The organism is Bacteroides sp. MSSM.1001136sp1_RTP21357st2_D2_RTP21359_211015 (assembly GCF_040913205.1).
In the GTDB taxonomy this organism is placed as follows: domain Bacteria; phylum Bacteroidota; class Bacteroidia; order Bacteroidales; family Bacteroidaceae; genus Bacteroides; species Bacteroides ovatus.
Genome location: NZ_JBDFVF010000003.1, coordinates 23890 through 50407 on the forward strand (window position 1 = coordinate 23890; position 26518 = coordinate 50407).

A 26518-nucleotide genomic window follows, 5' to 3' on the forward strand; every position below is an offset into this window, starting at 1 on the left:
TGAGAAGATATATTTGTAGAGAATCTACAGAAAACATTTATATTAAATTATATAACCGATCTTTGATCCCCTAAATATTCTTTTATTAATTCAAGATATACGAAAATATTTATGGTTGTATATAAATTACACAACAAACTGTTTTACAATAAACATTAATAAATAATTTTAATATTAGGTTTTTCAATATGCCTTAATATTCATATATTTGCAACATTAATAATCAAAACTAGAAATCATGAATATTGATTGGGTACAAATAAAGCAAAAGATTGCAGGATATTGCACTAAAGCCTTTTTAGAGAACCATATAGTTGCTTCAAGAGAGGCAATTGATGAAGCTGTTAATATATTCAACAATTTTATATCTTTAAAATGTAACTATGCTTTACTAAATGGACTAAGCAGAGAAATTATGCCTGCATTGCAGACTTCTTGTATTTCTAATGTTGGAGATTTACCTGCATTAAAGTCACTACTCAACTGTTTTGATCCCTTTTTAAAGAAAATTTTGGTATTATCTGGTAAGTTTTCATATACTGAAGTACAATTTGACACATTTATGCCCTTATTTAAGAAAACAAATATCACACCTAACTTTGTTTTAACCAATCCTCGTATTGAGGAATCAACTTTATCCTTATTTCTGGGAGATTCAGAAGGAACTTATTTATTTGCTATAACATATTTATCTAGGAATCAAGTCCATAATTCTCCAGATTGGGATGATAGTGATATAACTTTTCGTCTAAAGAATTGTTTATCATTGTATATTTTCATTATCCTTAAGTTAAAGGAAAAGCTATTGACCAATTATCCCAGTCTTAACAGTTCTACATATTATACTTTTACAAACAACAAGGAAGGACGTTTGTTATATGATTTCATTAGTTTTGGGAGTTCCTCTAATGTAATAAAAAATCAAATTGTAAACTCATTTATATTACATTTACTACAAAACAAAAAAAAACTATCATTAATTAAGCTTCAAGAGCACATTGATAATTTTTCACAAAAGACACTTTCTGAAAGTTCTTGTAAGCGTCTTATTGAGAAGCTTATTAATAACAAAAAAATTGTTTATACAAATAATACAAAACAAGAAGTTACATTATCATCAGAAGAACGAGAGCGACTTGACTCTATAGCAGAAAATTTTAATGAGAATCTAAAATTGTTTCATGCGGAAACAGATGAATTACTAAACAGTTATTCATTAGAGAGTCATAAGAGGGAAATTATCGACAAACTAGGACTATTTTTTGAAGAAAATTTCACCCTTGATATTGATGAAGCAACTGATACGCTTTCTTCAAACACATCGCTAAAAAACTATCAAAATTTTATTTCATATTTATCCTCTTTGGGCAAAACTCAAGAAGATTCAGAGAAATTTTTTAAAGAATTGGTAGAAGTATGTAAAGCCAATGATGTCATAATACGTCTCAGTATAGGTAAGGTATTTAGCAAGATATCAAACCCTGACCTGTTTGACAATTATATTAGACAAGAATCCCGAGTCGCATATTTAGATACGCAAATTTTATTATATGCACTATGTATCAATGAAAACTATCCTCCATACGATAATGTTCATTACAAAATAGCAACTAATCTAATCGAGTTGCCTAAAAGTAATGAGTTTATAGAATTAGTTGTTTCAGATCATTATCTAAGTGAAGTGACACATCAACTAAAGCAAGCATTACTTTTGATTCCATTTACCACAAATCCTTTATTTTCCCGAATACAAATCTCTACTAACGTGTTTTTTAAACACTATTTTTATCTTCATGAAAACAATCTACTACCTCAAGATATTGAGACTTTTGCAGACTATATGGAAGATAATTTTAAATTAAAAGAGGAAGATGCATACGAACATGATTTCCATAGAATTGCATATGGAATAATTGAATATAAGTTAGAGTACGAACTAGGTATAAGAATAGAAGATATTCCCTCATATGATAACACAATCATAGAAAGTACACAAAGCCTATTCGAAAGTGTAATAAATAATGAACACCTCGATGATAAGCCTTACAAAGCATTAAAGAATGATTCTTTAATGGGGTGTCACTTATTTAATAATCGAGTACATGAAATTGAACCCTTCTTTTTAACATGGGATAAGAGTTTTGTGTTTTTTCGTAGAAAATACTTAGAAAAATACAAAAGAGGTATGAGCTTGTGTTGGCATTTATTTAGTCCAGCAAAATTTTTGAATCATATAGACCTAATAAATTTTAAGGTTAATGTAGATACTTTATCTGATGACCTGATATCTGTAATAGAAAGCGTTAACTTTAAAGACAGAACTCATTCAGTCGTTGATGTTGTTAATAAATTCCTAGATATAAAAAATATAAATAAGAATCAAAGAACAAGATATATTGAATTAACAAAACAGATTTTCAAAGATGAAGAGTTTCCAAATACTGTTGAAATAATTAGTGCAGAAAATGAAATTGCAGTAAAACGATTTTCGACTATTCTAGATGAAATTTCTAATTACTATAGAGATAAAGGTGAGGCATTTATTTCAATGTATCGTCTAATGTTATTGCAAGAGAAGTATTTTCAAAAAATAATAACAATAATAAAAGAATATGTCAATTCTGATAAAGAGATGGAAGTCGCTCCTTTATTGGAAAAAATAAACAAAAATATAGAAGAATTTAAAAACAAGCAATTAGAAAATACCCAAGAGCCTGAAAATAAATAGAACTAACTACAATTTTGCGCAGATATACTATCAAAAAAGTACAAATAAACAACAGAATTCAGTTTATTTATGTCTGAATTCTGTTTAAGACATGAATATAAATCAATATATTCCCCAATAAGATACCATTGCTTCTTTTGACTTAGACAATCACTTCACCTTAAAATAAAGTATCAAAAATATTCTCTAAATAAAATAACGAATAGCTGAAATACTTATCATTTTTCAAGTTGATTATACTATCCGATCTGTATTAATTTTAAGTTGATTATAAAAATAATGATAATTTTTATACACTCTAACAGACGCTTTAGATGTTGTAATATCATGATATTCTTTTAACTTTAATGGAATAAGATACATTGCATTATTAATTTTCTTTGTTGTAGGACAAATTTCTATATTAGGAATCTTATTAGTATCAATAAAACCTCGATTTATAGTATTCTTTAATTGTAAAACATTATCATCCCAATAGCGTTTTGCTGTTTCACTTTTAGGAAAAACTATCCTATCTATATAAGCATCCTTCCACGATTGATACTCATTTTCAAGCTTATCAAAAAGAGTATTATTAATTATAGTAAAATCCAAATCACTTTTATCTGAGAATTTTTTACCATAACAAGGAGGAGGACTGACAGAAAATCCTGTTTTTGCACTCCCAATAAGTTTTATAGACTCACCTTCTATATCCAAAGAATCTGATAGATATTGAATAATTTGTTCAAATAACAATGGTTTATCCCGAAAGAGATAAGGAATGTTTTTTATAATAACATGAGTTATTAATGATTTTTGTTCAATACCTTCCAAAGAGGTATAGCATTTTTTAAATATTTCAGGAGAAGTATATGTAGAATTTATTTCCATACATACCTTTGAGATATTCAGATACTTTTTGATATTCATATTATTAATATTTTTGATTTCGAATGTTTATCGTATAAATATAGTATATGTTGTACTCTTTTATTTATTTGTAATAGGCGATTAAAGTTGTAAGATAATGGCTCAGGATATTTTAACCGTGCTATTATCTCTGCACAAGTTCGATTATCTATGTGGTCAGATTTTGTAAGATCAAATTTTTCCAATATTGCATCTAATGATTGATATTTTGTTCCATAATAGGCTATATTTAAGTAAATAAGGGCTATTCTTTTTTTATTGATAATACGTTTAAGTAGAATTGCTAAAATAATTTCTTTTATTTTCCTATTTAAAGTATATCTATAATCGTTGGTAACAACCCTTACCAGTTGTTGTTCTATTGTACTTGCTCCTTCTTTTTTGCCATTTATTAATAGTTTAAAGCACGCTCTAATAATTGCAATTATATCAAAACCTATATGATACTTATACCTATGATCTTCAGCTACAATAAGAAAACTTATTAGTCTTTCCGCTGACTCTTCTTCAATAAAACACTCAATCTTGCTATTCTCCTTGGGTAATGTTTCTTGCAATAGTCTCCAATCTTTTCTAAGTTGAGCAATTAATTTCATATGTAACAAGTGTTTCTGCAAATAAATGAACTATTATAACTCAATATTGGAATAACAATCAATCAACATTCTCTTCTTCTTCAAAATACTTTTCGTCAACAAGATAATAATTGGCGATTTTAGGAGTAATGCCAATATTATTTTTAATCAGAAGATCAATAAGTTTATCTCCATTAATAAGGGTAAGAGGTGCTGCCCCTTTTTCAATAGCTGCCTCCTTTGCTCCTTTTGCAAAGTCCGATAATGTTATTATAGTACCTTGGAATGCATCAAAACGATGAAGAGAACCACGAAGAGCATCCAAGATTGGACGAGTTACATTTGAGGTAATGTTACGTTTAACTTGAATAACTTCTTTTACCGTAGTAATTCCATTTTGGCTGATTCCAGTAACATCAACCCCTTTATCATTTGTAGGAGTTGTTACAGTAACGTCATCGTACCCCATCGCTACAAGAAGATCCTTTATTATATTCTCAAATCTATAAGGAGTAGTCTCTTCAAGATACTTTTTTAATAAATGTCTTTGTTCCTTATTAAACGACTCGACTGTCTTTATTAACTGTGTCTCCTTATTTATGGTAGAATCTGGATTAGATTGCTCTACAAATTGAAGATAATCCAACCCCTTATTCGTTATATAATAAGTATTCCCTTCACGTTTTACATATTTTCGATCAAGCAAATTTACAAGTCTTCGTCGCAAATAGTCTTTACAAACAGAATCTTGTTTTATATTTGAGTTGTATTTTATAAATTCCTTCCATTCATCCAACAAATCAGCACGTTTACCATTACCAATCAAAGATAATTGACGAAGAACTTGGATCACTCCTTCTTCAATATCTATTCTCCTTACGACTTCATTAGTTAAACTAGAAATAAAAACTTTTCCATCTTCCGTTAATTGATAAATACCATCACTCTCTGAAATAAGATTATAACCAGAAATAAGAAATTGACAACCGCGAGTCCAACGAGGATTCACCGTTTTATTACTTTCTTGCCAAATCTTATTAGCAATCTCCCTATCTCTCCCAGATAATCGTTTATCGATCCACTCATCAGGATTAGTCCAGTCCACAGTATTTTGCGGTGTTCCTCGCAACCCCCAAACTGTGTTCCACATATTTTTAAAATCGGCGACAGGCATGCCTGCAATTATCTCCAACAGTGTAATTGTAGTACTGTAATCTGGATACAATGGAATTTTTATCATAATATTATTCAGTGTTTATATGTTTAATCAATAAAGTAAAGTTTCTATCTAAATCTAGCTATGAGCAGCAATTACCTGAGATATTTTTTCAATAACCTTTTTGTATTCATTATCTGATTTATCGGCAGGTAATTCAAAGATAAAACTATCAGTTGCTCGCAAACTAAAGGCATTACCTTCTATTACCTCCAATTTCCATTGTTGCTCAATATATGTTTGAGTTGGGTAATAAAGAACAAAAAATAAAATACGACTATTGGATTTAGAAGCCAAATAATCTCTTAATAAGGCCAAGCGTTTATACTTGCGCCCGTCAGGACGTGGATAATAGTTTGTGAAACATTGCTCCGAGATAGGACTGGATAATGTGTGTTTTTTAAATTCAAGAATGCAAACCGCTTTATTATCTTCATTCAAAAGTAGAAGGTCTGCATCACCCGGATATAAACTATCTGTCTTAGACAAACTGCATTCTAACCTTGAGGTACCATAAATAAGTCCTTTGGAACCTATTGAAACTGGACCTCCGGAATGAGACTTTATCAGCTCTTTAAATTCTGACAAGCTATATTTTTGAGGAGAAAAGCTATAATGCCCTTCCTTGAAGAATAAAGAGACAATTAGCAACTCATTTCTGTCGTTGGACCAATCCAAATCATCATGAAACACAATAAATTGAATTTGCATATCATATTCTGTTGCGAACCGTCCTAGTCTGCATAGATAATCTTTACCAAATTCTTTTTCCATTTCAAAGTCCAACTTACCGATAAATTCATCATAAGTATAGTTAGGCAATAGTATTCTTTTAATCCAGACATAAGGAGAAATTTGATTAATCGCCCAATCAACGAAGAAATCGAAAGTCAAACCAAACGTATTAGACTTGGATAATATATCATTAGACAGCCAAGCCTCCGGTGAGCCACTCATTATATTTGTTTTAGCTAGACAAGCCCTATTGTCGCAACGTGCTAAAAATGTTTTCTGTAACATAAGCGTAGTTATCTTTATATTCAAAGTTTCAAAAATCAGACAAAGATAATCAAATCGAATATATACTCTTCGAAATATGAAATGAAAAAGATTCATTCATACCATTATTTCATATAATAAATTTGGGAGATAATCCTATTATTTCTACTTTTGACAGAAAATGACAATTTAAATATTTAATATGCAAACCATGGGTTCTACATCCAAAGATATAAAAGAGAAAGATAAACGATTGTTAGAAGGAGTCATACAAAAAAAGAAAAAACAGCAGAAAGGCATTAAACCTTTTGTAAACAAAGTCATTCAGGGCGACTGTCTGAACATATTGCCATCCATTCCTGATAAATCCATAGATATGATACTTTGTGATTTACCGTATGGTACCACACAAAATAAATGGGATTCCGTGATTGATTTGCAGGCTCTTTGGGCTGAATACGAACGTATTATTAAAGATAATGGGGCAATCGTTTTAACTGCACAAGGTATTTTTACAGCCAAATTGATTTTAAGCAGGGAGAAATTATTCAAATACAAGATTACCTGGATCAAGTCAAAACCGACCAACTTTTTAAATGCCAAAAAACAACCGCTTCGTAAGCACGAAGATATTTGTATTTTCTATAAAAAACAGCCGGTGTACAATCCGCAAATGACTAAAGGGGAAGCGTATGATAAGGGGATCAGAAAAGATCAATATACAGGAAGTTATGGAGAGTTCAAGCCACAGCATGTAAAAAGCGACGGTGAACGTTATCCCAATGATGTGGTATTCTTTGAGGAGGATCATGACGACTTTGTATATGTGAAAACGGCCGAATCGGAAGGCGAAGTTTATCATCCGACACAGAAGCCTGTTGAATTGGGTAGATATCTAATCAGAACATTCTCTAACCCGGGGGATATCATTCTGGATAATGCTTGCGGCAGCGGCAGCTTCCTGCTATCGGCCATTCTGGAAAACAGAAGTTTTATCGGAATAGAAAAAAATGAAGATGTATTATTGCACAGAATACAGCCTACTGACTATATCAAGATTTGTATGGATAGGATTTCAGAAACACTAAAAAGAGAAGAAGTGACTCCATCGACTCGCAAACTTTTCAAAAAACCAATCACAAAATATCACACCTTAAACTATTTAGAAACGGATGCCACAAATCAACTATAATGAAAGAAGTTGGGCCATTGATGTCATTAGCGAAATCAATCTTTACCTGGCTAACAAAAGTTGGCATGTAAAAAGTGCCGGAGGAGAGAATACAATCAGAAATGAAAAATCGAGTTTATTTCCGGATGTGCTTATCTTCAAAGACTCTGCTAAAAAGATAATTTTGCAGGGATGGGAACTCAAAATGCCTGATACCCCTATAACCGACACGGAATTAATAAATAACGCCAAGATAAAATCAGAGATACTGCACAATAATAGTTTTATTCTTTGGAATGTGACAAGCGCAGTTTTGTATGTTAAGAAAGGGAATACATATTCTATCTTGAAATCATGGAATAGTATCGACCTTCATTCGCGTTCAGAGGTGAAAGAAAATGAGAATCTTTGGAAAGATCTTCTACATACCATTCTGGAAGATTTAAATGATTATTTCGAGCATGGAGAAATAACTGAAAGTGGATCTTCCGAGATATTGGCAATTGATAAAATAATCGATATCGTTCTCGAAAATATAGATTCGACAGCAGAAAACATAAAAGAGAATATAAAAAGTAGTGCAGTACTCGATGCGCAAATAGATAATTGGTGGCTCTCTTCTGCAGCAGAATATGGATTTAGCTCGCAAGCCCCAAAAGACGCTAAGCATAAACTGCCCACTCTATCAAAGGTTATATTGACCGACTGGTTTTTCAAGATTATTTTTGGCAACATTATCAAACGGCATTTCAATGAGGCAAAGATTATTGAAACAATTACTTTCGATACAACTGTCAGTGAAGCCCTACAAATAATAGCCAACATCTCGGAGCACTGTAATTTTTGGAATATTTTTGGGAATAATATCGCTAATGAATTAGTATCTGATAATGCATGGAAGCAGCTAGTTCAATTAAATGTATTTCTTTCAAACCTTAATATTGAAGGGGTTGATATTCAAATCTTGCAAAACTTACTGCAATCGTCCATCGCCTATGCCAAAAGAAAAGTGGCCGGACAATTTGCGACTCCTCCTCAACTAGCCGATTTATTAACAAGGCTAACGATAGATAAAAAAGATGGAATTACCCTCGACCCTTGTTGTGGAACGGGAACTATTATTAAGCAGGCTTATTCTCTTAAAGAAGAATATGAAATTGGTCAAGAGCAAATTATTGAGAGTATCTGGGCTTCGGACAAACATTCATTTCCTATCCAGCTATCAACACTGACCTTATCCAATCCCGGCAATATTGGAAAAGTTCTGCATATCTTCAGGTCGGATGTAATTGAGTTGCACGCAGGACAAACTATTGTATTTAAAGATCCCAATAATGGAAATCAAGTAGAAAAGCAACTGCCTAAGGTAGATTATATCATATCTAATCTTCCTTTTATAAGAGAGAAAGAGATCAAAAAGCTCAATCCGAATATAAAGGAAATCAATAAATTAATCAAGGAACAGACTAAAGCGAAAAAGACACTAAGTAAAAAGAGTGATATATTTGCATATATTCCTTTCTACTTGTACGACATTATCTCAGACAATGGAAAAATTGGATTAATACTTTCTAATGCATGGCTTGGAACAGACTATGGAGAAATATTCTTAGAGTTAATTCAAAAATATTTCAATATTGACTGTGTTGTTATTTCCGGGAAAGGACGATGGTTCAATAATGCAAAGGTTGTCACCACATTATTAATAGCAACCAAGAGGGAGATTTCTGATCCGGTAAATTTAGACAGGAGAATTTCTTTCTGTACATTAAAAGAGAAACTTGAGAACATAGCAGATATTAAGAAATTAAGTAGTGAAATCATTCTTAATAAAGAGTCTGATTGGGTCAATATTCAATCTTATTCAATAAATGAAATCAAACAATTGGAAAATATCGGAATCCCATGGTCCGGATATTTTGCTAATTTGAATTGGTTGCCTACGATAGCCGAGAAGCTTATTGACTCTAAAAAGTTTTTCGATTTTATACGTGGAGAAAGAAGAGGTTGTAATCGTATGTTTTATCCTGCAAAAGGACACGGAATAGAAGATGAATATATTGAGCCTGTTCTAAAAAACTTAAAGAAAGCATCTTCATTCATTGCAACTAGTCAGACGCAGGCTTTCTGTTGTTCAAAAAGTATCGAAGAACTCGAAACTTTAAATCATACCGGGACTCTGAATTGGATAAGATCTTTTGAAAACCAAATGGATAAAACAAATAAGAAGCTATTACCTATAGCTTTACGTAAACCAAATATGTTTTGGTATGAAATGAGCACAAAAAACATGGCAGATTTTGTCGTTAATATTAATTTCGACAAAAGTTTATTTATAGCCATGCTTGATAAACGTTCTTTCTTCGATCAACGGATGATTGGCTTTTCAATAAAGGAACAGTACAAAGATGAAAACAAGATTTTCCTACTTGCATTACTGAATAATATTTTGAGTATGTTTTTCATTGAGAGTTTCGGATTTGGCAGGGGACTGGGAGCACTTGACCTTAGAGAAACTAAATTCAAGAAGGATTTCAAGATACTCAATCCGGAGTTACTGTCTGATGCGCAAAAGAAAGAAATCATAAAAGCATTTCAACCTATTTTCAATAGAGACAGATTACCTCTTGAAAAGGAATTACAACAAAAGGATAGAATCGACTTTGAGCTGATGTTATTAAAGATCTATGGATTGGACAAGTACTATGATACAATAAAGCAGACTTTATTACATCTGTATAAAACAAGATTTGCAGTCAAAGAGAAAAAACGTAAAAAGGCATAAAGAAACGAGGGTGCACTTCACTTTTGGACACCCTCGTTTTCTATACTCTTTTATCCAACAATGCTCTTTATATAATCGGACGGACATACATGATAAAAGTCTTTGAACTTCTTTCCAAAATATTTAGCATCGCAATAGCCCAGTATACTTGCAACATCCGAAATACGATACTGCTGGGAAGCCAGCAATTTAAGTGCTTTGTCCATTTTGAATGAATTGATATACTCTTCAGGAGGGTTTCCCGTAATCTCTTTTATCTTATTATAAAAAGCAGTACGGCTCATCCCTATATCAAGGCTTAATTTATCTATTGTATATTTATCAGTAGAGAGATTTTTTTCCAGGATTTTATTGACTTTATCCATAAATTTCCGGTCGGCATTTTCTGTTTCTATTTCGGCTTTTGAGGGTATCATCGGAGAAATGGCATCTGACAGAAACAGCCTGATCCGTTCGCGCAAGACCATGCGGTTTTCGACAAGCATACGTATGTCTGCCCTAAGTTTACAAATACTTTCCGTACGTAATTCCAGACGGTCTGCCCCACTCTCTAAATGAGATAAATAGCTTTCGCTGTCAAAGGTTCTTAATAGAAGAATGATTGGTATGTAGCCCATCATTTGATTTTCTTTAATTTGAGTACTAAGTGTATCTCCGCTTATTCCATTCACATTGTCGTCAATAATGATCGCATCAGGATTTTGACTGATAGCTGTATTGATTAGCAGCTCCGGATTATCAAGGACTGAAATCTGAAAATAGCGTGATAAAGTTTTCTTCAAATAATCACTGAATAACTTATCTGCCATCACTAATAGGATATGAGAAGTTTCTCTCGCTTTAGTGTTTTGTTTATCGCTCTTAGGACTCTCGCAGGAATCATCTATTTGGGTCTTCGTTTTTGCAGAAGAATGTTTCAATACCGGGCATGACTGATTCTGGCAATGGCAGTCTGTCGGAATAACGATTTGGAAAGTAGCAGCTTTACCATGTCTGCATCCGGTTATTTTTCCGCCATGCAGACGGATGATTTTTCTTACCGTCCATAAATCACTATATCCATACACGGGAAATATAATAGGAATAAAGGGAAACATTTTCCCTGCTCTTTGCCCGGCTATTTCGTTATTGCTAATCTGCAACTGCCAGGAATTCATTGTGTGGGTTACGTTGATCGATATGCAACAGCCTGACTCGGAAATCAAAATCATCTTGTTGATAAGATGTTGAAGTGCTGCAGTCATTATGTTTTCGTTTATCCTGCAACTGACACAATCCGAACATTCACCGACAGTCAGCCGTATCTGGCGGGAATTGGCATGAGCCCGGCATTGATTGACAATGGAAGTAACATAAGTGGAAAGTTCCAAATTTACCGTTGACGTTTTAGGAGGAATTCTCTTATTTACTTTATTTAGAGTTGCAATATTCCGGTTACAATATATGATACATTCGGCATATCCCAATGCTTCTTCCACTTGTTGGGAAAGGGGTTCAGGAAGATTGCCTGTTTTAAGTTCTTCCAATTGATTCCGCAACAATATTAACGGTGTATGTGCAGTATGGAGCATATTCATAGCAATCTTAAATTTTTCATGTGATAACAACTGCACATTGTATTCTATTATAAGGTAGGCAAACAAAATCACAAATAGCCCAATGCCGAAACTTTCCACAGGGACCGCATATCCGAGCAACGACAAATCGGGTAAAATGATGCCAATAGTTTGTTTACTATTTACTAAATTGGCTCCAACATCTAAAGAAAACAAAGCTCGGAAGCTTACTAAGAAATTCAGGTAACAATCATTCATACTAATATCGGATTTGATTAATATTTTACACCTTTAGTAAAACACGCCTAAGAATCTTTTAACGTGCTTAAAACCCGATGCAAGTATAAACTTTTCAATGTATACACAGGAGGTGGTTTCCGACAAAAACAATGGGTGTTTTCTATCAAAAATGGTAACAATGTCTTTTGTTACCGAAATATTAAGAGGGTATACCATCAAGCCTTCATTTTACCCAGGCAATCCTCATTAGTTAATTATTTTCATCGTAAATAATACGGTCATAATATCATAAAAGTTAATTGAATCATCAAAACAATAGAGTATATTGAATTATAAAGCTACATATATAATTAGAAAATTATATATGCAAGTGAGTATCGTTTAATCATAAGAAACATATATATCATAGAAATACCTCATCATACAATGGAATTTTCTTCGCATCGTAGACATGAGTGACTGCAAAGACATCATCTTTCTTGATTAGTAACCAGTCTCTGTCCTGGTCGTCCATATTAGTATGGATAAGAGTAAACAGGCCTTTGAGCTTATGACCATGTAATTTGAATTCAAGTATTCCGTTTTTAATGGCAGCGGATATGTTACGATTATTACCGACGTAAGCATAGGTTCCGCTATCCCATATTTCCACTGTACCTGCTCCATAGTTGCCTTCGGGTATAACTCCCTCAAAGTGTGCATAACTCAAAGGATGATCTTCTGCCTGTATAGCCAGTCTTTTATCTTTCGGATTCATGGAAGGGCCTTTAGGTACCACCCAACTTTTCAACACTCCATCCACTTCCAGACGAAAATCGAAATGAAAATGACTGGCTTCATGCTTTTGGACAACAAAAACAGGTATCCGGCTTGGAGTCTCCACGGTATCCGCCATCGGTTCCGGAGTCTCACTGAATTGTCTTTTTGCCCGGTACTCTTTGAGGTTGTTAAAAGAGGGATCTACCTGCTTTTCTACCATCTTTGTACTTTTCCCTTCATCGGGAGAATTCTTTGCCATAGTCTGTATTTTTTCAGGTGAATAAAAAAAACGAATGATTCATTGACACAACAATCAGTATATCTGTTTGTTGCCGGAATTCATCTATTTTAATAGCTTTAAAACCGTATTTACGTTTGCTTACTTATTTTTCTACTCGTTTTCACCTTTCTCCCAGAAATGTATGCCCCCAATTATCATGTATTATGTTTGTTTATAGCAAAAGCGGGTAAATATGTACTATGTTACATATTTACCCGCTTCCTGTAAGGGATCTAATTTTTTACTTGCCGGAAATTAAGTCTTTCTTGCCTTGCTTATTTACAATAGAAGGACTTCCTTTATATTCAATATCTCCACTACCACTGGCTTTTGCGTCCAACTGTTTGGAAGCGTAACAAGATATATCACCGGAACCCGAAACTGTAGCAACTACATTAGTAGCCGTCAATTTGTCGGCACTGATATCGCCGGAACCATTCACAGTCAACATAGCCGTTTGAGTGGAACCTTTCATCTTCACGTCACCAGAACCGCTAACTATCGTTTTTACAGTAGTGGCCTTCACATTCTTCACATCAATATCTCCACTACCTTTTATAAAAGCAGATAGATTGGTGTATTGTAAATTCTCGGCTTCAATATCTCCGGAACCTGTTATATTCAGATTTAAATCAGCTCCTTTGAGGGTACCTTTCAGATATACATCGGCCGAGCCTTTAATATCTACATCATCTAATGAAGGAGAAGAAGCAATCACTTTCAACCGGCGTTCTCCACTAAGAATCTTAACGCCTTTCTTTATATTTACCTGCAGCACTCCATTTACCGTAGATACTTCCAACAGGTCAACCAGGTTATCCGAACCATATATAGAAACTGTTGTTTTAGAATCACTACTCTGACGATACTCAACGTCGGGGCTACCCAGGACCCTGATTGAACTGAAATTACTCACATTATTCAGTTCTTTCGTGATATACTTCTTACTGGGAGTAATACTCTGCGCCTGCATACTTGTAATACACATGAACATCAGCATTACTAGCATAGATGTAACATTAAAATTTTTCATAACTTCTTATTATTAAATATTCTACTGACAAATATAAGAAGTATATTTCAAAGTATGGCAACTAAAAGAATTAATAAATTAATTTCTCCAACCATACATCGAGTTCCTGAAGCCATTCCTGTTTGTACACAAAGCTATCATTGTAACCAAATCCATGCCCTCCTGTAGGATATATATGCAAGGATATAGGAACACCAGATTTCTGTAATTGGGCAGCAAATTGTATTCCATTCTGGGGACTGACCACACTGTCATCTGAGGCAGCCACTATAAAAGCGACGGGTGTACTTGAAGTGACATGTTCAATCGGTGAATATTGTACCATCTTATCCGGTGAATAAGAGTGACCAAACATCCGTTCACGGCAGGGAAGATGCGTTAAACGATCATCAATACTAACTACCGGGTACATCAATATCTGAAAATCAGGCTTTTCCTTATCAGATAATATCGTAGCCGAACAAGTGGCCAAATATCCACCAATAGAAGCTCCCATTACTCCTACCCGTTTGCCAAATTCCGGGAATTTTTCTCGTATAACTGCTAATGCCAACCGGATGTCCTGTCTAGGAATATCAGGATTTTCATGAGGCATTCTATATTTGAAAAGCACATAAGTCATTCCCTTTTGGGTGAACCATTCGGCGAAATCAAGACCTTCATGTTCCAAATTGGTCTTTAAGAAGCCGCCGCCGGGACACATAATAACACTGCTACCATTTGATTTTTCACTGGTAAAAACAAATAAAGTTCCTTCAGGAGCATTTTCCACTATCCCCATCAGCTCTTTATTATTCACTTCCGACAAGTTATATACCTTCATCGATAAATTATCGTACAGGCTTACACAAATTAAATTCTTCATTTCAATTCGTTTTTAAGTTTATTTCCTAACTTATGAACAATAGACGGACCGGAATAGATGAAAGCCGAATAGATTTGTATCATGTCAGCCCCTTGAGAAATCATTCCAGCTGCATCTTCGGCTGTCATGATTCCTCCTGCTCCGATAATCAGAAAGTGCCGATCGGTATGTTCGGATAAATAACGCACTACTTCCTGCGATTTCTTTCCAATACCCCGGCCACTCACCCCGCCGTTGCCAATCTTCTCCAATTGTTTTGTTTCTGCCTGATGCAATCCTGAACAATCCATTGTAGGTCCCGTGGCTATAAAGCCCTCTATAGAGTATTTATATGCAAGCGAAATGACTGTATCCAGTGCTTTTTCATCTATATCTGCCGGAAGTTTAATGAAAATACTACATCTTTTGTTCGCCGCCTGACGAAATATTGTGAGCTTTTCTAAAACCATAGCAAACAGGTCGTTATCTATACTACCCCAGTTTAGGGTAAAATAATCCACACAATCATATAAATGGATGAAAGTCGACTCAAAATCTTTGATAATTTGATCTCCTGTAGAAAGCGGATTCTTATTAATATTTACTCCTAATACATAAGAATGCTTTCTATATTTCCTGATATGTTGCCGGACAGCATCTACTCCACAATTATTGAAGCCCGTACGTGAAATCAACGATTCATCATCCACCAATCTAAAAATACGTGGGGAAGGATTTCCTGATTGGCTGTCAGGAGTTACTGTACCTACTTCCAGAAAGCCGAAACCAAAGTCTGCCAACTCATCAAAAGCCTCTGCATTCTTATCAAACCCGGCAGACAGTCCAATTCGGTTCTTAAATTGCAAATGCCCATACGAAAATGGATCAGAAACTCTGCTGTAGCCTCTCACGCAAGCTCGGACCGGAAACAAATAGCGATAAAACTTCAACCAGCTTAAAAGCATCCGGTGCACTTTTTCCGGATCAATGCAAAATAATAACGGCCTAATGATTAAATTATACATATTCATATACTTGTTTAATAGTAAATACATAAGTCTATATCTGAAATTATACTTTTCAGGAGTATTTTTACAGATGCAAAGTAAGTTCTTTTTAGCCGGATATTGAAGTTCGTTTTTTTTTATACCCGATAACTTTTAATTATTCCTATTTCTTATTGCTTGTGCAATGGGTACAAAAAGAACTTTCAATCGTCTCTTTTATAAAAGTATGTAAACAACAGGTTTATATAAGAATAAAAGCAATAGAAAGAAATGAATAAAAAGAGATTAATCGGATATCTGTTGGTAATAGTATCTGTAGGTTGTATTCATGCACAGGAGAAAAAGTTATCTGTACCCGAATACAAGCTATGGTATGACTGTCCCGCGCAGGTATGGACCGAGGCATTACCCCTTGGAAATGGTCGTTTGGGGGCCATGGTATATGGAACACCGGGCACAGAACAAATACAACTAAACGAAGAAACCATTTGGGCGGGACGTCCCAATAATAACGCTAATCCGAATGCACTGGAGTATATTCCCAAAGTGCGTGAACTTGTTTTTGCCGGAAAATATCTGGAAGCACAAACTCTCGCTACAGAAAAGGTGATGGCAAAGACGAATTCAGGAATGCCATATCAAAGTTTCGGAGATTTACGAATCGCTTTTCCCGGACATACACGTTATTCTAACTATTACCGGGAATTAAGTCTGGATTCCGCACGTGCAATCGTACGTTATGAAGTAGACGGAGTGCAGTATCAACGCGAAACGATTACTTCATTTACCGATCAGGTAGTAATGGTACGACTGACTGCCAATCGCCCCGGCCAAATTACTTTCAATGCACAGCTTACCTCCCCTCACCAGGATGTTATGATCGCTTCTGAAGAGGGAAACTGTGTAACACTCTCGGGAGTCTCTTCCTTGCATGAAGGATTGAAAGGAAAAGTAGAATTTCAAGGCAGATTGACTGCTAAAAATAAAGGTGGAGAAATAGCTTGCGCCGATGGAATACTTTCTGTAGAGAAAGCCGACGAAGCGATCATCTATGTATCTATTGCAACTAATTTCAATAACTATCAAGACATCACCGGTAATCAGATAGAACGGGCAAAAAACTATTTGGCAAAGGCAATGGTTCATCCGTTCATTGAATCGAAGCGGAATCACGTTGATTTCTACCGACAATATCTGACACGTGTTTCTCTTGATTTAGGAGAAGACCAATATGCAAATGTGACAACCGATAAGCGTGTGGAGAATTTCAAAAACACCAATGACGCACATCTGGTTGCTACTTATTTTCAATTCGGACGTTATCTGTTGATCTGTTCTTCCCAACCGGGAGGACAACCCGCCAATTTACAAGGAATTTGGAATGATAAATTAGTTCCTTCCTGGGATAGTAAATATACTTGTAATATCAATTTGGAAATGAATTACTGGCCTTCGGAAGTAACGAATCTAAGTGAACTGAATGAACCGTTATTCCGTCTGATAAAAGAAGTGAGTGACACAGGAAAAGAGACGGCCAAGATTATGTATGGAGCCAACGGATGGGTGTTGCATCATAACACAGATATATGGCGTATTACAGGAGCAGTTGACAAAGCTCCTTCGGGTATGTGGCCCAGTGGTGGCGCATGGCTTTGCCGACATCTTTGGGAGCGTTACCTATACACCGGGGATGTGGAATTTCTGCGTTCCGTTTATCCGATACTGAAAGAGTCCGGACGTTTCTTTGATGAAATTATGGTGAAAGAACCCGTGCACAACTGGCTGGTAGTCTGCCCCAGTAATTCACCGGAGAATGTACATTCGGGAAGCAATGGAAAAGCTACCACAGCTGCCGGATGCACCATGGACAACCAATTGATTTTCGATCTTTGGACAGCAATTATATCTGCTTCTCAAATACTAGATACAGATCAGGAGTTTGCCTCTCATCTGACACAACGTCTCAAAGAAATGGCTCCCATGCAGGTGGGACATTGGGGGCAATTACAAGAGTGGATGTTCGACTGGGATGATCCGAAGGACGTGCACCGCCACATTTCTCATTTGTACGGACTCTTCCCCAGCAATCAGATTTCCCCTTACCGTACTCCTGAACTATTCGATGCAGCACGTACCTCTCTGATTCACCGTGGCGACCCGTCGACCGGGTGGAGCATGGGATGGAAAGTCTGTCTCTGGGCACGCCTGCTTGATGGCGACCACGCCTACAAGCTGATAACTGACCAGCTGACTCTCGTACGCAATGAAAAGAAAAAAGGAGGCACCTACCCTAATCTGTTCGATGCGCATCCGCCATTTCAAATTGATGGGAACTTTGGTTGTGCCGCAGGTATTGCAGAGATGTTGATGCAAAGTTACGACGGTTTTATATATTTACTTCCTGCATTGCCTGCCGTTTGGAAAGAAGGTTCTATCAAAGGAATCATTGCCCGTGGAGGTTTCGAACTTGATTTGAGTTGGAAAAACGGGAAAGTAAGCCGCCTGGTCATAAAATCCCATAAAGGTGGCAACTGCCGCCTGCGCTCGCTTAACCCGTTGACAGGCAAAGGGCTGAAACGTGCCAAAGGGGCAAACACAAATCCTCTCTACGCTGTTCCTGCCATTCCCGAACCATTAATCAACGAAAAAGCCAACCTGAATAAAGTGGTTGTTGCAGATACCTATTTATATGACCTGCCCACCAAAGCAGGACAGGAATATATATTGACCGGAAAATAATAACTCAACCGATATGAACAGAAACTTATTAAAACTGATTGTTGCTTGCGGAGCTACTTGTTTTATCGCATGTACGGCACCTCAGAAAGCAGAGACTGAAAAATGGAGTGAACGCATGGCACGCTCCGAAATGAAACGTTTCCCCGAACCCTGGATGATTGAAAAAGCTAAAAAACCACGTTGGGGATATACCCACGGATTAGTAGTGAAATCCATGTTGGAAGAATGGAAACATACCGGGGACAGTACATATTATGAGTATGCCAAGATTTATGCGGATAGCCTGATAGATGCTGACGGGCATATCAAAACCATGAAGTATCTTTCATTCAATATTGATAATGTCAACGGCGGAAAGATCCTTTTCGATCTTTATGCACAGACCGGAGACGAACGCTACAAAATAGCTATGGATACTTTACGCAAGCAAATGGCGGAGCAACCCCGTACCAGTGAGGGAGGATTTTGGCATAAATTGAGATATCCTCATCAAATGTGGTTGGACGGAATTTTTATGGCTTCTCCTTATCTGGTTCAATATGGTGCTACTTTTGATGAACCTGCTTTATTTGACGAAGCAACGAAACAAATTCTTTTGATAAAGAGCAAGACTTATGATCCCGCAACAGGGCTTTATTATCACGGATGGGATGAAAGTCACGAACAGAAATGGTCCAATCCTGAAACGGGTTGCTCTCCTAATTTTTGGAGTCGCAGCATCGGATGGTATGGAGCAGCTATTGTGGATGTACTGGACTTCCTGCCACAGGAAACTGCCGGACGCGACAGCATTATACAGATTCTGCAGGGATTGGCTAAAGCGATTGTGAAATATCAGGATCCTTCATCCGGAACCTGGTATCAGGTAACCGATCAGGGAGCGCGTGAAGGTAATTATTTGGAATCATCTGCCACTGCCCTGTTTATCTATACGCTTGCCAAAGCTATTAATAAAGGATATATTGACAACGAATATATCGAACCGACACAAAAAGCCTTTGACGGAATGGTAAAGACATTTACCCGTTTGGAAGAAGATGGCAGTTATACAATCACCAATTGCTGTGCTGTTGCAGGATTGGGTGGAGATTCAAAAAGATACCGTGACGGCTCATTTGAATATTATATCAGTGAACCGATCATAGAAAATGATCCGAAATCGGTAGGTTCATTTATTCTGGCTGCCATTGAGTATGAGAAAATGACAAAGAAATAAACTAAAAACGATAAAGTACAATGAGAAAATTCAAAATTCTTCCTCTTTTGTTGCTGCTATTGACAATGGCAACTTCGGTCGCAGCACAGAAGAAAACACAAAAGACGTATATCCCCTGGAACAATGGCAAGCTCGTAGTTTCCGAAGAGGGACGTTATCTGAAACACGAAAACGGCACTCCTTTCTTTTGGTTGGGAGAAACCGGTTGGCTATTGCCCGAACGCTTGAACCGGGATGAAGCCGAATATTACCTGGAACAATGTAAACGTCGCGGATATAACGTGATTCAGGTTCAAACGTTGAACAATGTTCCGTCTATGAATATCTACGGACAATATTCGATGATTGACGGATATAACTTCAAAAACATCAATCAAAAAGGTGTATACGGTTATTGGGATCACATGGATTACATCATCCGTACAGCAGCAAAGAAGGGACAATATATCGGCATGGTCTGTATTTGGGGAAGCCCGGTAAATCGGGGCGAAATGACTGTAGAACAGGCAAAAGCATACGGCAAGTTTTTAGCGGAGCGTTATAAGGACGAACCCAATATTATCTGGTTTATCGGTGGGGATATTCGCGGAGACGTGAAAACAGCCGAATGGGAAGCATTAGCAACCTCTATCAAGGCTATCGACAAAAATCACCTGATGACATTCCATCCACGCGGAAGGACAACCTCCGCAACTTGGTTCAATAATGCTCCCTGGTTGGATTTCAACATGTTCCAAAGCGGACACCGCCGCTACGGACAACGTTTCGGAGATGGTGACTATCCTATCGAAGAAAATACGGAAGAAGATAACTGGCGTTTTGTAGAACGCAGCATAACCATGGAACCCATGAAACCTGTGATTGACGGCGAACCGATCTACGAAGAAATTCCTCATGGCCTGCACGATGAGAATGAACTGTTGTGGAAGGATTATGACGTACGCCGTTATGCTTACTGGTCTGTATTTGCCGGAGCTTTCGGACATACTTACGGTCATAACTCAATCATGCAATTTATCAAACCGGGTGTAGGTGGTGCTTACGGTGCAAAAAAGCCCTGGTATGATGCTTTGAATGATCCGGGCTACAATCAGATGAAGTATCTGAAAAACCTGATGCTGACTTTCCCGTTCTTCGAACGCATACCCGATCAGTCTATCATTGCAGGACAGAATGGAGAACGTTACGACCGCGCTATCGCTACACGTGGTAATGATTATCTGATGGTATACAACTATACCGGACGTCCGATGGAAGTTGATTTCAGCAAGATTAGCGGTGCGAAAAAGAATGCCTGGTGGTACACTACGAAAGATGGTAAATTGGAATACATCGGAGAATTTGATAATGGTGTGCATAAATTCCAGCACGATAGCGGTTATTGCAGCGGGAACGACCATATCCTGATTGTAGTGGACAGTAGTAAGAACTATATAGGGAAAGACTGGACAGAGTTACCGGACGCACAACAAAAATGGAATAAATAATCTTATATAAACGAATGATGAAAACATACTTATGAATAAAAGGATAGTATCATTCTTCTTTCTTCTGCTCTTTACCGGGGCCATATACGCAGCCATAGATATCACTGATCTGCGAACGGAACTGCTGAAAAGTCCGGAAGGTATCGACGTGCGCCAGCCCCGATTGAGTTGGCGCATCGAATCGGATGAACAGAATGTGATACAGACTGCGTATCACATTCTTGTCGCATCTTCCCCGGAGCTATTGGAACAAGGAAAAGGAGATATATGGGATTCAGGAAAGATTGAATCTGACGCTTCCCAATGGATCACTTATCAGGGAAAAACATTAAAACGTAATGCTTCCTACTATTGGAAAGTGAAAATCGACACCAACAAAGGTGCAACGAATTGGAGTGCTCCGGCTTTCTGGACCACAGGACTATTTAATGAAGCGGACTGGCAAGGACAATGGATCGGCCTGGATCGGGCCGCTCCCGGAGAAAGCGAAACACAATTGAGCCGTTTGGCAGCCCGTTATCTTCGAAAAGAGTTTGCGTTAAAGAAAGGCGTGAAACGTGCCACAGTACATATCGCCGGAATGGGATTATATGAGCTGTTTATCAACGGGCAACGCATCGGCAATCAAGTACTGGCACCTGCTCCTACCGACTACCGGAAAACGATTCTGTACAACACATACGATGTGACTTCACTGCTTCAGGCAGAAAATGCTATGGGAGTAACTCTCGGAAATGGCCGCTTCTATACGATGCGTCAGAACTATAAACCGTATAAGATACCGACTTTCGGTTATCCTAAGCTTCGGTTGAATCTGATTGTTGAATATGCAGACGGCAGCAAAGAAACAATTGCTACAAACACTTCATGGAAATTAACTACTGAAGGTCCTATCCGTAGCAACAATGAATATGACGGCGAAGAATACGATGCCCGTAAAGAGTTAGGAGACTGGACTCAAACCGGATATGATGACAAGGGCTGGATGCAGGCCCAACGCGTCAGTATTCCTTCGGGAACATTGCGTGCACAAATGATGCCGGGCATGAAAGTCACAGAAACCTTGAAACCCGTTTCTATTAAAAAGCTCGGTAGCAAATATATTCTGGATATCGGTCAGAATATGGCGGGATGGGTACGTTTCCGGATAAAAGGGCAAGCCGGTGACAGCATCCGTCTCCGTTTTGCAGAAAGCCTGCAAGATAATGGTGAACTTTATACAAGAAACTTCAGGGATGCCCGTTCTACAGATGTATATGTTGCCAACGGACGCGAAACAAAAGATGCTACCTGGGCGCCTCGCTTTATTTATCATGGATTCCGTTATGTAGAAGTCAGCGGTTATCCGGACGCCAAAGCAGAAGATTTCGTTGCCGAAGTAGTAGAAGATGAAATGGAACATACCGGTACTTTCAACTGTTCCGATGAAACTCTGAATAAGATTGTCCGTAATGCATTTTGGGGAATCCGGAGCAACTATAAAGGGATGCCGGTTGACTGTCCGCAACGGAATGAACGCCAACCCTGGTTGGGTGACCGTACCATGGGTTGTTGGGGAGAAAGTATGCTTTTCGATAATTACGCCATGTATACCAAATGGGCGCGTGACATTCGCGAAGCGCAACGGGAAGACGGTTGTATTCCTGATGTAGCCCCGGCATACTGGAACTACTACTCGGACAATGTGACTTGGCCTGCCGCCTTACCGATGGCCTGCGATATGCTTTTCACGAACTTTGGAGATAAACGTTCGATCGAAGAGAATTATCCGGCTATCAAGAAGTGGGTATCTCATATCCGTGAATACTACATGACAGAGGATTTTATCATCACCAAAGATAAATATGGTGACTGGTGTGTTCCACCCGAATCACTGGAGTTAATTCATAGTAAGGACCCCTCCCGCAAGACCGACGGTGCCTTGATCGCCACCGCTTATTATCTGAAGGTATTACAACTGATGCACCGCTTTGCAAGCCTGCAAGGGCTGAAAGCTGACGCAGAAGAATGGGAAGATTTGGAACATCGTATGAAAGATGCATTCAATGCCCGTTTTCTGCACATAAAAGAAGGTACTTCTCCCGTACCGGGACATACTTTATATCCCGACAGCATTTTCTATGGCAACAACACAGTTACTGCCAATATCCTGCCACTTGCTTTTGGACTGGTACCTAAGAACTACATCCATGAGGTAGCTAAAAATGCCGTCACTTCTATTATCACCACCAACAAGGGACATATAAGTACCGGAGTAATCGGTGTGCAATGGCTATTGCGCGAATTGAGCCGTCGTGGCCATGCCGATGTAGCCTACCTGTTGGCTACCAATAAAACATATCCATCTTGGGGATATATGGTTGAAAAAGGTGCTACCACTATTTGGGAGTTATGGAACGGTGATACGGCCAATCCTGAAATGAACAGCGGTAATCACGTGATGCTTTTAGGCGATTTATTACCCTGGTGTTTCAATAATTTGGCAGGTATTCGTGCAGACCGCTGGAAGTCCGGTTACAAACATATCGTTTTCCAACCGGCTTTTGAAATCCAGGAATTGAGCAATGTGGATGCCTCATACATGAGTATCTACGGGAAAATAATCAGCCGGTGGACAAAGACTCCTACTCATCTGGAATGGGACATCGAGCTTCCTGCCAACACAACAGGTGAAGTGCACCTACCGGATGGACGGAAGGAAAAGATCGGATCGGGAAAATATCACTTCAGTGTAGACATACCCACCCGGAATACAGCTATTCTAAGTGATGAATTCCTATACAAAAAAGCTTCTTTCCCCGAATGTCACGGAGCTACGATTGTAGAACTGAAGAACGGCGATCTCGTAGCCTCTTTCTTCGGAGGAACCAAAGAGCGCAATCCGGATTGTTGCATTTGGGTATGTCGTAAGCCTAAAGACTCAAAAGAATGGACCGCCCCCCAACTTGCCGCTGACGGTGTGTTCTCGCTCAAAGATTCACAAGCTGCATTGGCTGGAATCGATTCAACTTGTACACCTGTGAAAAATGAAAAAGGAAAACTTATTGCCCGCAGAAAAGCTTGTTGGAATCCGGTTCTTTTCCAGATTCCCGGAGGTGACTTGATTTTATTCTATAAAATAGGTCTGAAAGTGAGTGACTGGACAGGATGGTTAGTTCGTTCACGCGATGGAGGAAAGACCTGGAGCAAACGCGAACCGCTTCCAGAAGGTTTTCTTGGACCTATTAAGAATAAGCCGGAATATATCAATGGGCGTATCATCTGCCCTTCCAGTACGGAAGGAAGTAACGGATGGAGAGTTCATTTCGAGATTTCCGATGATAAAGGCAAGACCTGGAAGATGGTCGGACCACTGGATGCCGAGTTATCCGTCCCCACCCAAAACCGCAAAAAGGGGGATATGAATGTGGATGACCAGGAAGGCGGAGAAGCTATCAAAGGAGAAGGAGCCAAACCTGTTTATGCAATACAACCCAGTATTTTGAAGCATAAGGATGGAAGATTACAGATACTCTGCCGCACACGTAACGCACAGGTAGCAACTGCGTGGAGCAGCGATAATGGTGATACGTGGAGTAAAGTAACGCTACTGGATGTTCCGAATAATAATTCCGGAACGGATGCTGTGACAATGAAAGACGGTAGACATATACTTATCTACAATAATTTCTCTACATTGCCCGGAACTCCGAAAGGTCCGCGTACTCCGCTCTGTGTGGCCGTTTCAGAAGATGGTATCAATTGGCAGCCTGTTCTTACATTAGAAGATAGTCCGATTAGCCAATACTCTTACCCTAGCATTATTCAAGGGAAAGACGGGAAACTGCATGCCATTTACACTTGGCGCCGTCAACGAATTAAATATGCAGAGATAGATCCGACGAAGTTTTAAATTGAATCGTCTTCTAAATAAAATCGACCGCTCCTTTGTCCGCAAAAGAGCGGTCGATTCTTTGTATTTATCCATTTTATATTTTACATTTGCCAATAAATAAAAAAGAACGATGGCAGATAATTATATAGAAAGACAACAGGAACAATATGAGGCCAGAAAGGCTGCTTGGAAACAAGCACAGAAATATGGCAAGAAGAAATCTACAACAGTTCATCCGGCAGAATCGGCTTCGTGTACTCCAATGACCTCAAAATCATCCCCCTCCAAAAGAAGAGTATTTATAACAGGAGGAGCGGAAGGTATAGGCAAGGCAATAGTAGAAGTTTTTTGCCTGTCCGGCGATCAAGTCGCTTTTTGTGATATAAATGAAATAGCGGGACAAGAGACTGCAAAAGCAACCGGATCTATATTCCATAAAGTCGATGTCAGCGATAAGGATGCGCTTGAAAGTTGCATGCAACGTATTCTTTCCGAATGGAATGATATTGATATTATTATCAACAACGTCGGTATTAGTCAATTTTCGTCTATCACCGAAACGAGCGTAGAGGATTTCGACAAAATTCTTTCTATCAACCTACGCCCTGTATTTATCACCTCCCGCCTGCTTGCCATACATCGTAAAGAGCAGTCCTCTCCTAACCTATACGGCCGGATTATCAATATCTGCTCCACACGTTACCTGATGAGTGAATCGGGAAGTGAAGGTTACGCAGCTTCGAAAGGCGGTATCTATTCTTTAACTCATGCACTGGCTTTATCGTTATCTGAATGGAATATCACCGTCAACTCTATTGCTCCGGGATGGATACAAACTCATGATTATGACCAACTCCGGCCGGAAGATCATTCACAACATCCTTCGCGACGGGTAGGCAAACCGGAAGATATTGCCCGTATGTGTCTGTTTCTCTGCGAGGAAAACAATGATTTCATCAATGGAGAAAACATCACGATTGATGGGGGAATGACGAAAAAGATGATTTATATTGAATAAAAATCTATCACTTTAATGAATACTATCGTATTTGTTAAAGTCTTTTGGGCACGATAACAAATACGATAGTATCCACTAT

General features: G+C 37.8%; 17 protein-coding genes. 8 read left to right on the plus strand and 9 right to left on the minus strand.

Annotated elements, in window-relative coordinates; translation table 11 throughout:
* The first annotated feature begins 238 nt into the window (after nt 1–238).
* Nucleotides 239–2728, plus strand: coding sequence for a hypothetical protein (locus AB5217_RS03305; protein ID WP_234123148.1), 2490 nt, complete (start codon nt 239–241; stop codon nt 2726–2728).
* A 234-nt stretch (nt 2729–2962) separates the two neighbouring features.
* On the opposite strand, the gene AB5217_RS03310 is transcribed toward AB5217_RS03305, so the two are convergent.
* The 4 genes from AB5217_RS03310 to AB5217_RS03325 are packed head-to-tail and all read right to left on the minus strand — an operon-like array spanning nt 2963 to nt 6451.
* The gene (locus AB5217_RS03310) at nt 2963–3640 is read right to left on the minus strand and encodes a hypothetical protein (protein WP_195647039.1); all 678 of its coding nucleotides are present in this window, start codon (nt 3638–3640) and stop codon (nt 2963–2965) included.
* On the minus strand, nt 3637–4236 hold the full coding sequence (locus AB5217_RS03315) for a transglycosylase domain-containing protein (RefSeq protein WP_195647040.1): 600 nt from the start codon (nt 4234–4236) through the stop codon (nt 3637–3639). The genes AB5217_RS03310 and AB5217_RS03315 overlap by 4 nt, the downstream gene beginning before the upstream one ends.
* A 58-nt stretch (nt 4237–4294) precedes the next feature.
* Nucleotides 4295–5455, minus strand: a complete 1161-nt coding sequence (locus AB5217_RS03320) for a restriction endonuclease (protein WP_195647041.1) — start codon at nt 5453–5455, stop codon at nt 4295–4297.
* Nucleotides 5456–5509: 54 nt separating this feature from the next.
* The gene (locus AB5217_RS03325; RefSeq protein WP_118418858.1) at nt 5510–6451 is read right to left on the minus strand and encodes a hypothetical protein; all 942 of its coding nucleotides are present in this window, start codon (nt 6449–6451) and stop codon (nt 5510–5512) included.
* Nucleotides 6452–6632: 181 nt separating this feature from the next.
* On the opposite strand from AB5217_RS03325, the gene AB5217_RS03330 reads away from it, so the two are divergent.
* Both AB5217_RS03330 and AB5217_RS03335 read left to right on the plus strand, forming a co-directional pair.
* Nucleotides 6633–7622, plus strand: a complete 990-nt coding sequence (locus tag AB5217_RS03330) for a DNA-methyltransferase (protein ID WP_118418835.1) — start codon at nt 6633–6635, stop codon at nt 7620–7622.
* A complete protein-coding gene (locus tag AB5217_RS03335) occupies nt 7603–10386 on the plus strand; it encodes an N-6 DNA methylase (protein ID WP_004326016.1) in 2784 nt (927 codons plus the stop codon). Before AB5217_RS03330 ends, AB5217_RS03335 begins: the two co-directional genes overlap by 20 nt.
* A gap of 50 nt (nt 10387–10436) precedes the next feature.
* Here the strand turns inward: AB5217_RS03335 and AB5217_RS03340 are convergent, their stop codons facing one another.
* The 5 genes from AB5217_RS03340 to AB5217_RS03360 all read right to left on the minus strand — a co-directional run bounded on the left by AB5217_RS03340 (nt 10437) and on the right by AB5217_RS03360 (nt 16123).
* Nucleotides 10437–12200: a helix-turn-helix domain-containing protein gene (locus AB5217_RS03340; protein WP_234115679.1), complete on the minus strand. Its 1764-nt coding sequence runs from the start codon at nt 12198–12200 to the stop codon at nt 10437–10439.
* Between the two features lie 385 nt (nt 12201–12585).
* Nucleotides 12586–13200, minus strand: coding sequence for a DNA polymerase ligase N-terminal domain-containing protein (locus tag AB5217_RS03345; RefSeq protein ID WP_004327293.1), 615 nt, complete (start codon nt 13198–13200; stop codon nt 12586–12588).
* 262 nt (nt 13201–13462) lie between these two features.
* Nucleotides 13463–14254, minus strand: coding sequence for a head GIN domain-containing protein (locus AB5217_RS03350; protein ID WP_195647042.1), 792 nt, complete (start codon nt 14252–14254; stop codon nt 13463–13465).
* 70 nt (nt 14255–14324) lie between these two features.
* The gene (locus AB5217_RS03355) at nt 14325–15119 is read right to left on the minus strand and encodes an alpha/beta hydrolase (RefSeq protein WP_195647043.1); all 795 of its coding nucleotides are present in this window, start codon (nt 15117–15119) and stop codon (nt 14325–14327) included.
* The gene (locus AB5217_RS03360) at nt 15116–16123 is read right to left on the minus strand and encodes a quinone-dependent dihydroorotate dehydrogenase (protein WP_195647044.1); all 1008 of its coding nucleotides are present in this window, start codon (nt 16121–16123) and stop codon (nt 15116–15118) included. Before AB5217_RS03360 ends, AB5217_RS03355 begins: the two co-directional genes overlap by 4 nt.
* Before the next feature lie 252 nt (nt 16124–16375).
* Here AB5217_RS03360 and AB5217_RS03365 point away from each other — a divergent pair, with 252 nt between their 5' ends.
* From AB5217_RS03365 to AB5217_RS03385, 5 genes are all read left to right on the plus strand, one after another.
* Nucleotides 16376–18844 carry a glycosyl hydrolase family 95 catalytic domain-containing protein gene (locus tag AB5217_RS03365; protein ID WP_234115680.1) on the plus strand — a complete coding sequence of 823 codons (2469 nt, stop codon included), beginning with the start codon at nt 16376–16378 and terminating at the stop codon, nt 18842–18844.
* A gap of 13 nt (nt 18845–18857) precedes the next feature.
* A complete protein-coding gene (locus AB5217_RS03370) occupies nt 18858–20060 on the plus strand; it encodes a glycoside hydrolase family 105 protein (protein WP_195355709.1) in 1203 nt (400 codons plus the stop codon).
* Between the two features lie 20 nt (nt 20061–20080).
* Nucleotides 20081–21547, plus strand: a complete 1467-nt coding sequence (locus AB5217_RS03375; protein WP_195647046.1) for a glycoside hydrolase family 140 protein — start codon at nt 20081–20083, stop codon at nt 21545–21547.
* Between the two features lie 31 nt (nt 21548–21578).
* Nucleotides 21579–25439: a family 78 glycoside hydrolase catalytic domain gene (locus tag AB5217_RS03380; RefSeq protein WP_070782962.1), complete on the plus strand. Its 3861-nt coding sequence runs from the start codon at nt 21579–21581 to the stop codon at nt 25437–25439.
* A gap of 112 nt (nt 25440–25551) precedes the next feature.
* On the plus strand, nt 25552–26439 hold the full coding sequence (locus tag AB5217_RS03385; RefSeq protein ID WP_070782964.1) for an SDR family NAD(P)-dependent oxidoreductase: 888 nt from the start codon (nt 25552–25554) through the stop codon (nt 26437–26439).
* The last annotated feature ends 79 nt before the right edge of the window (nt 26440–26518 follow it).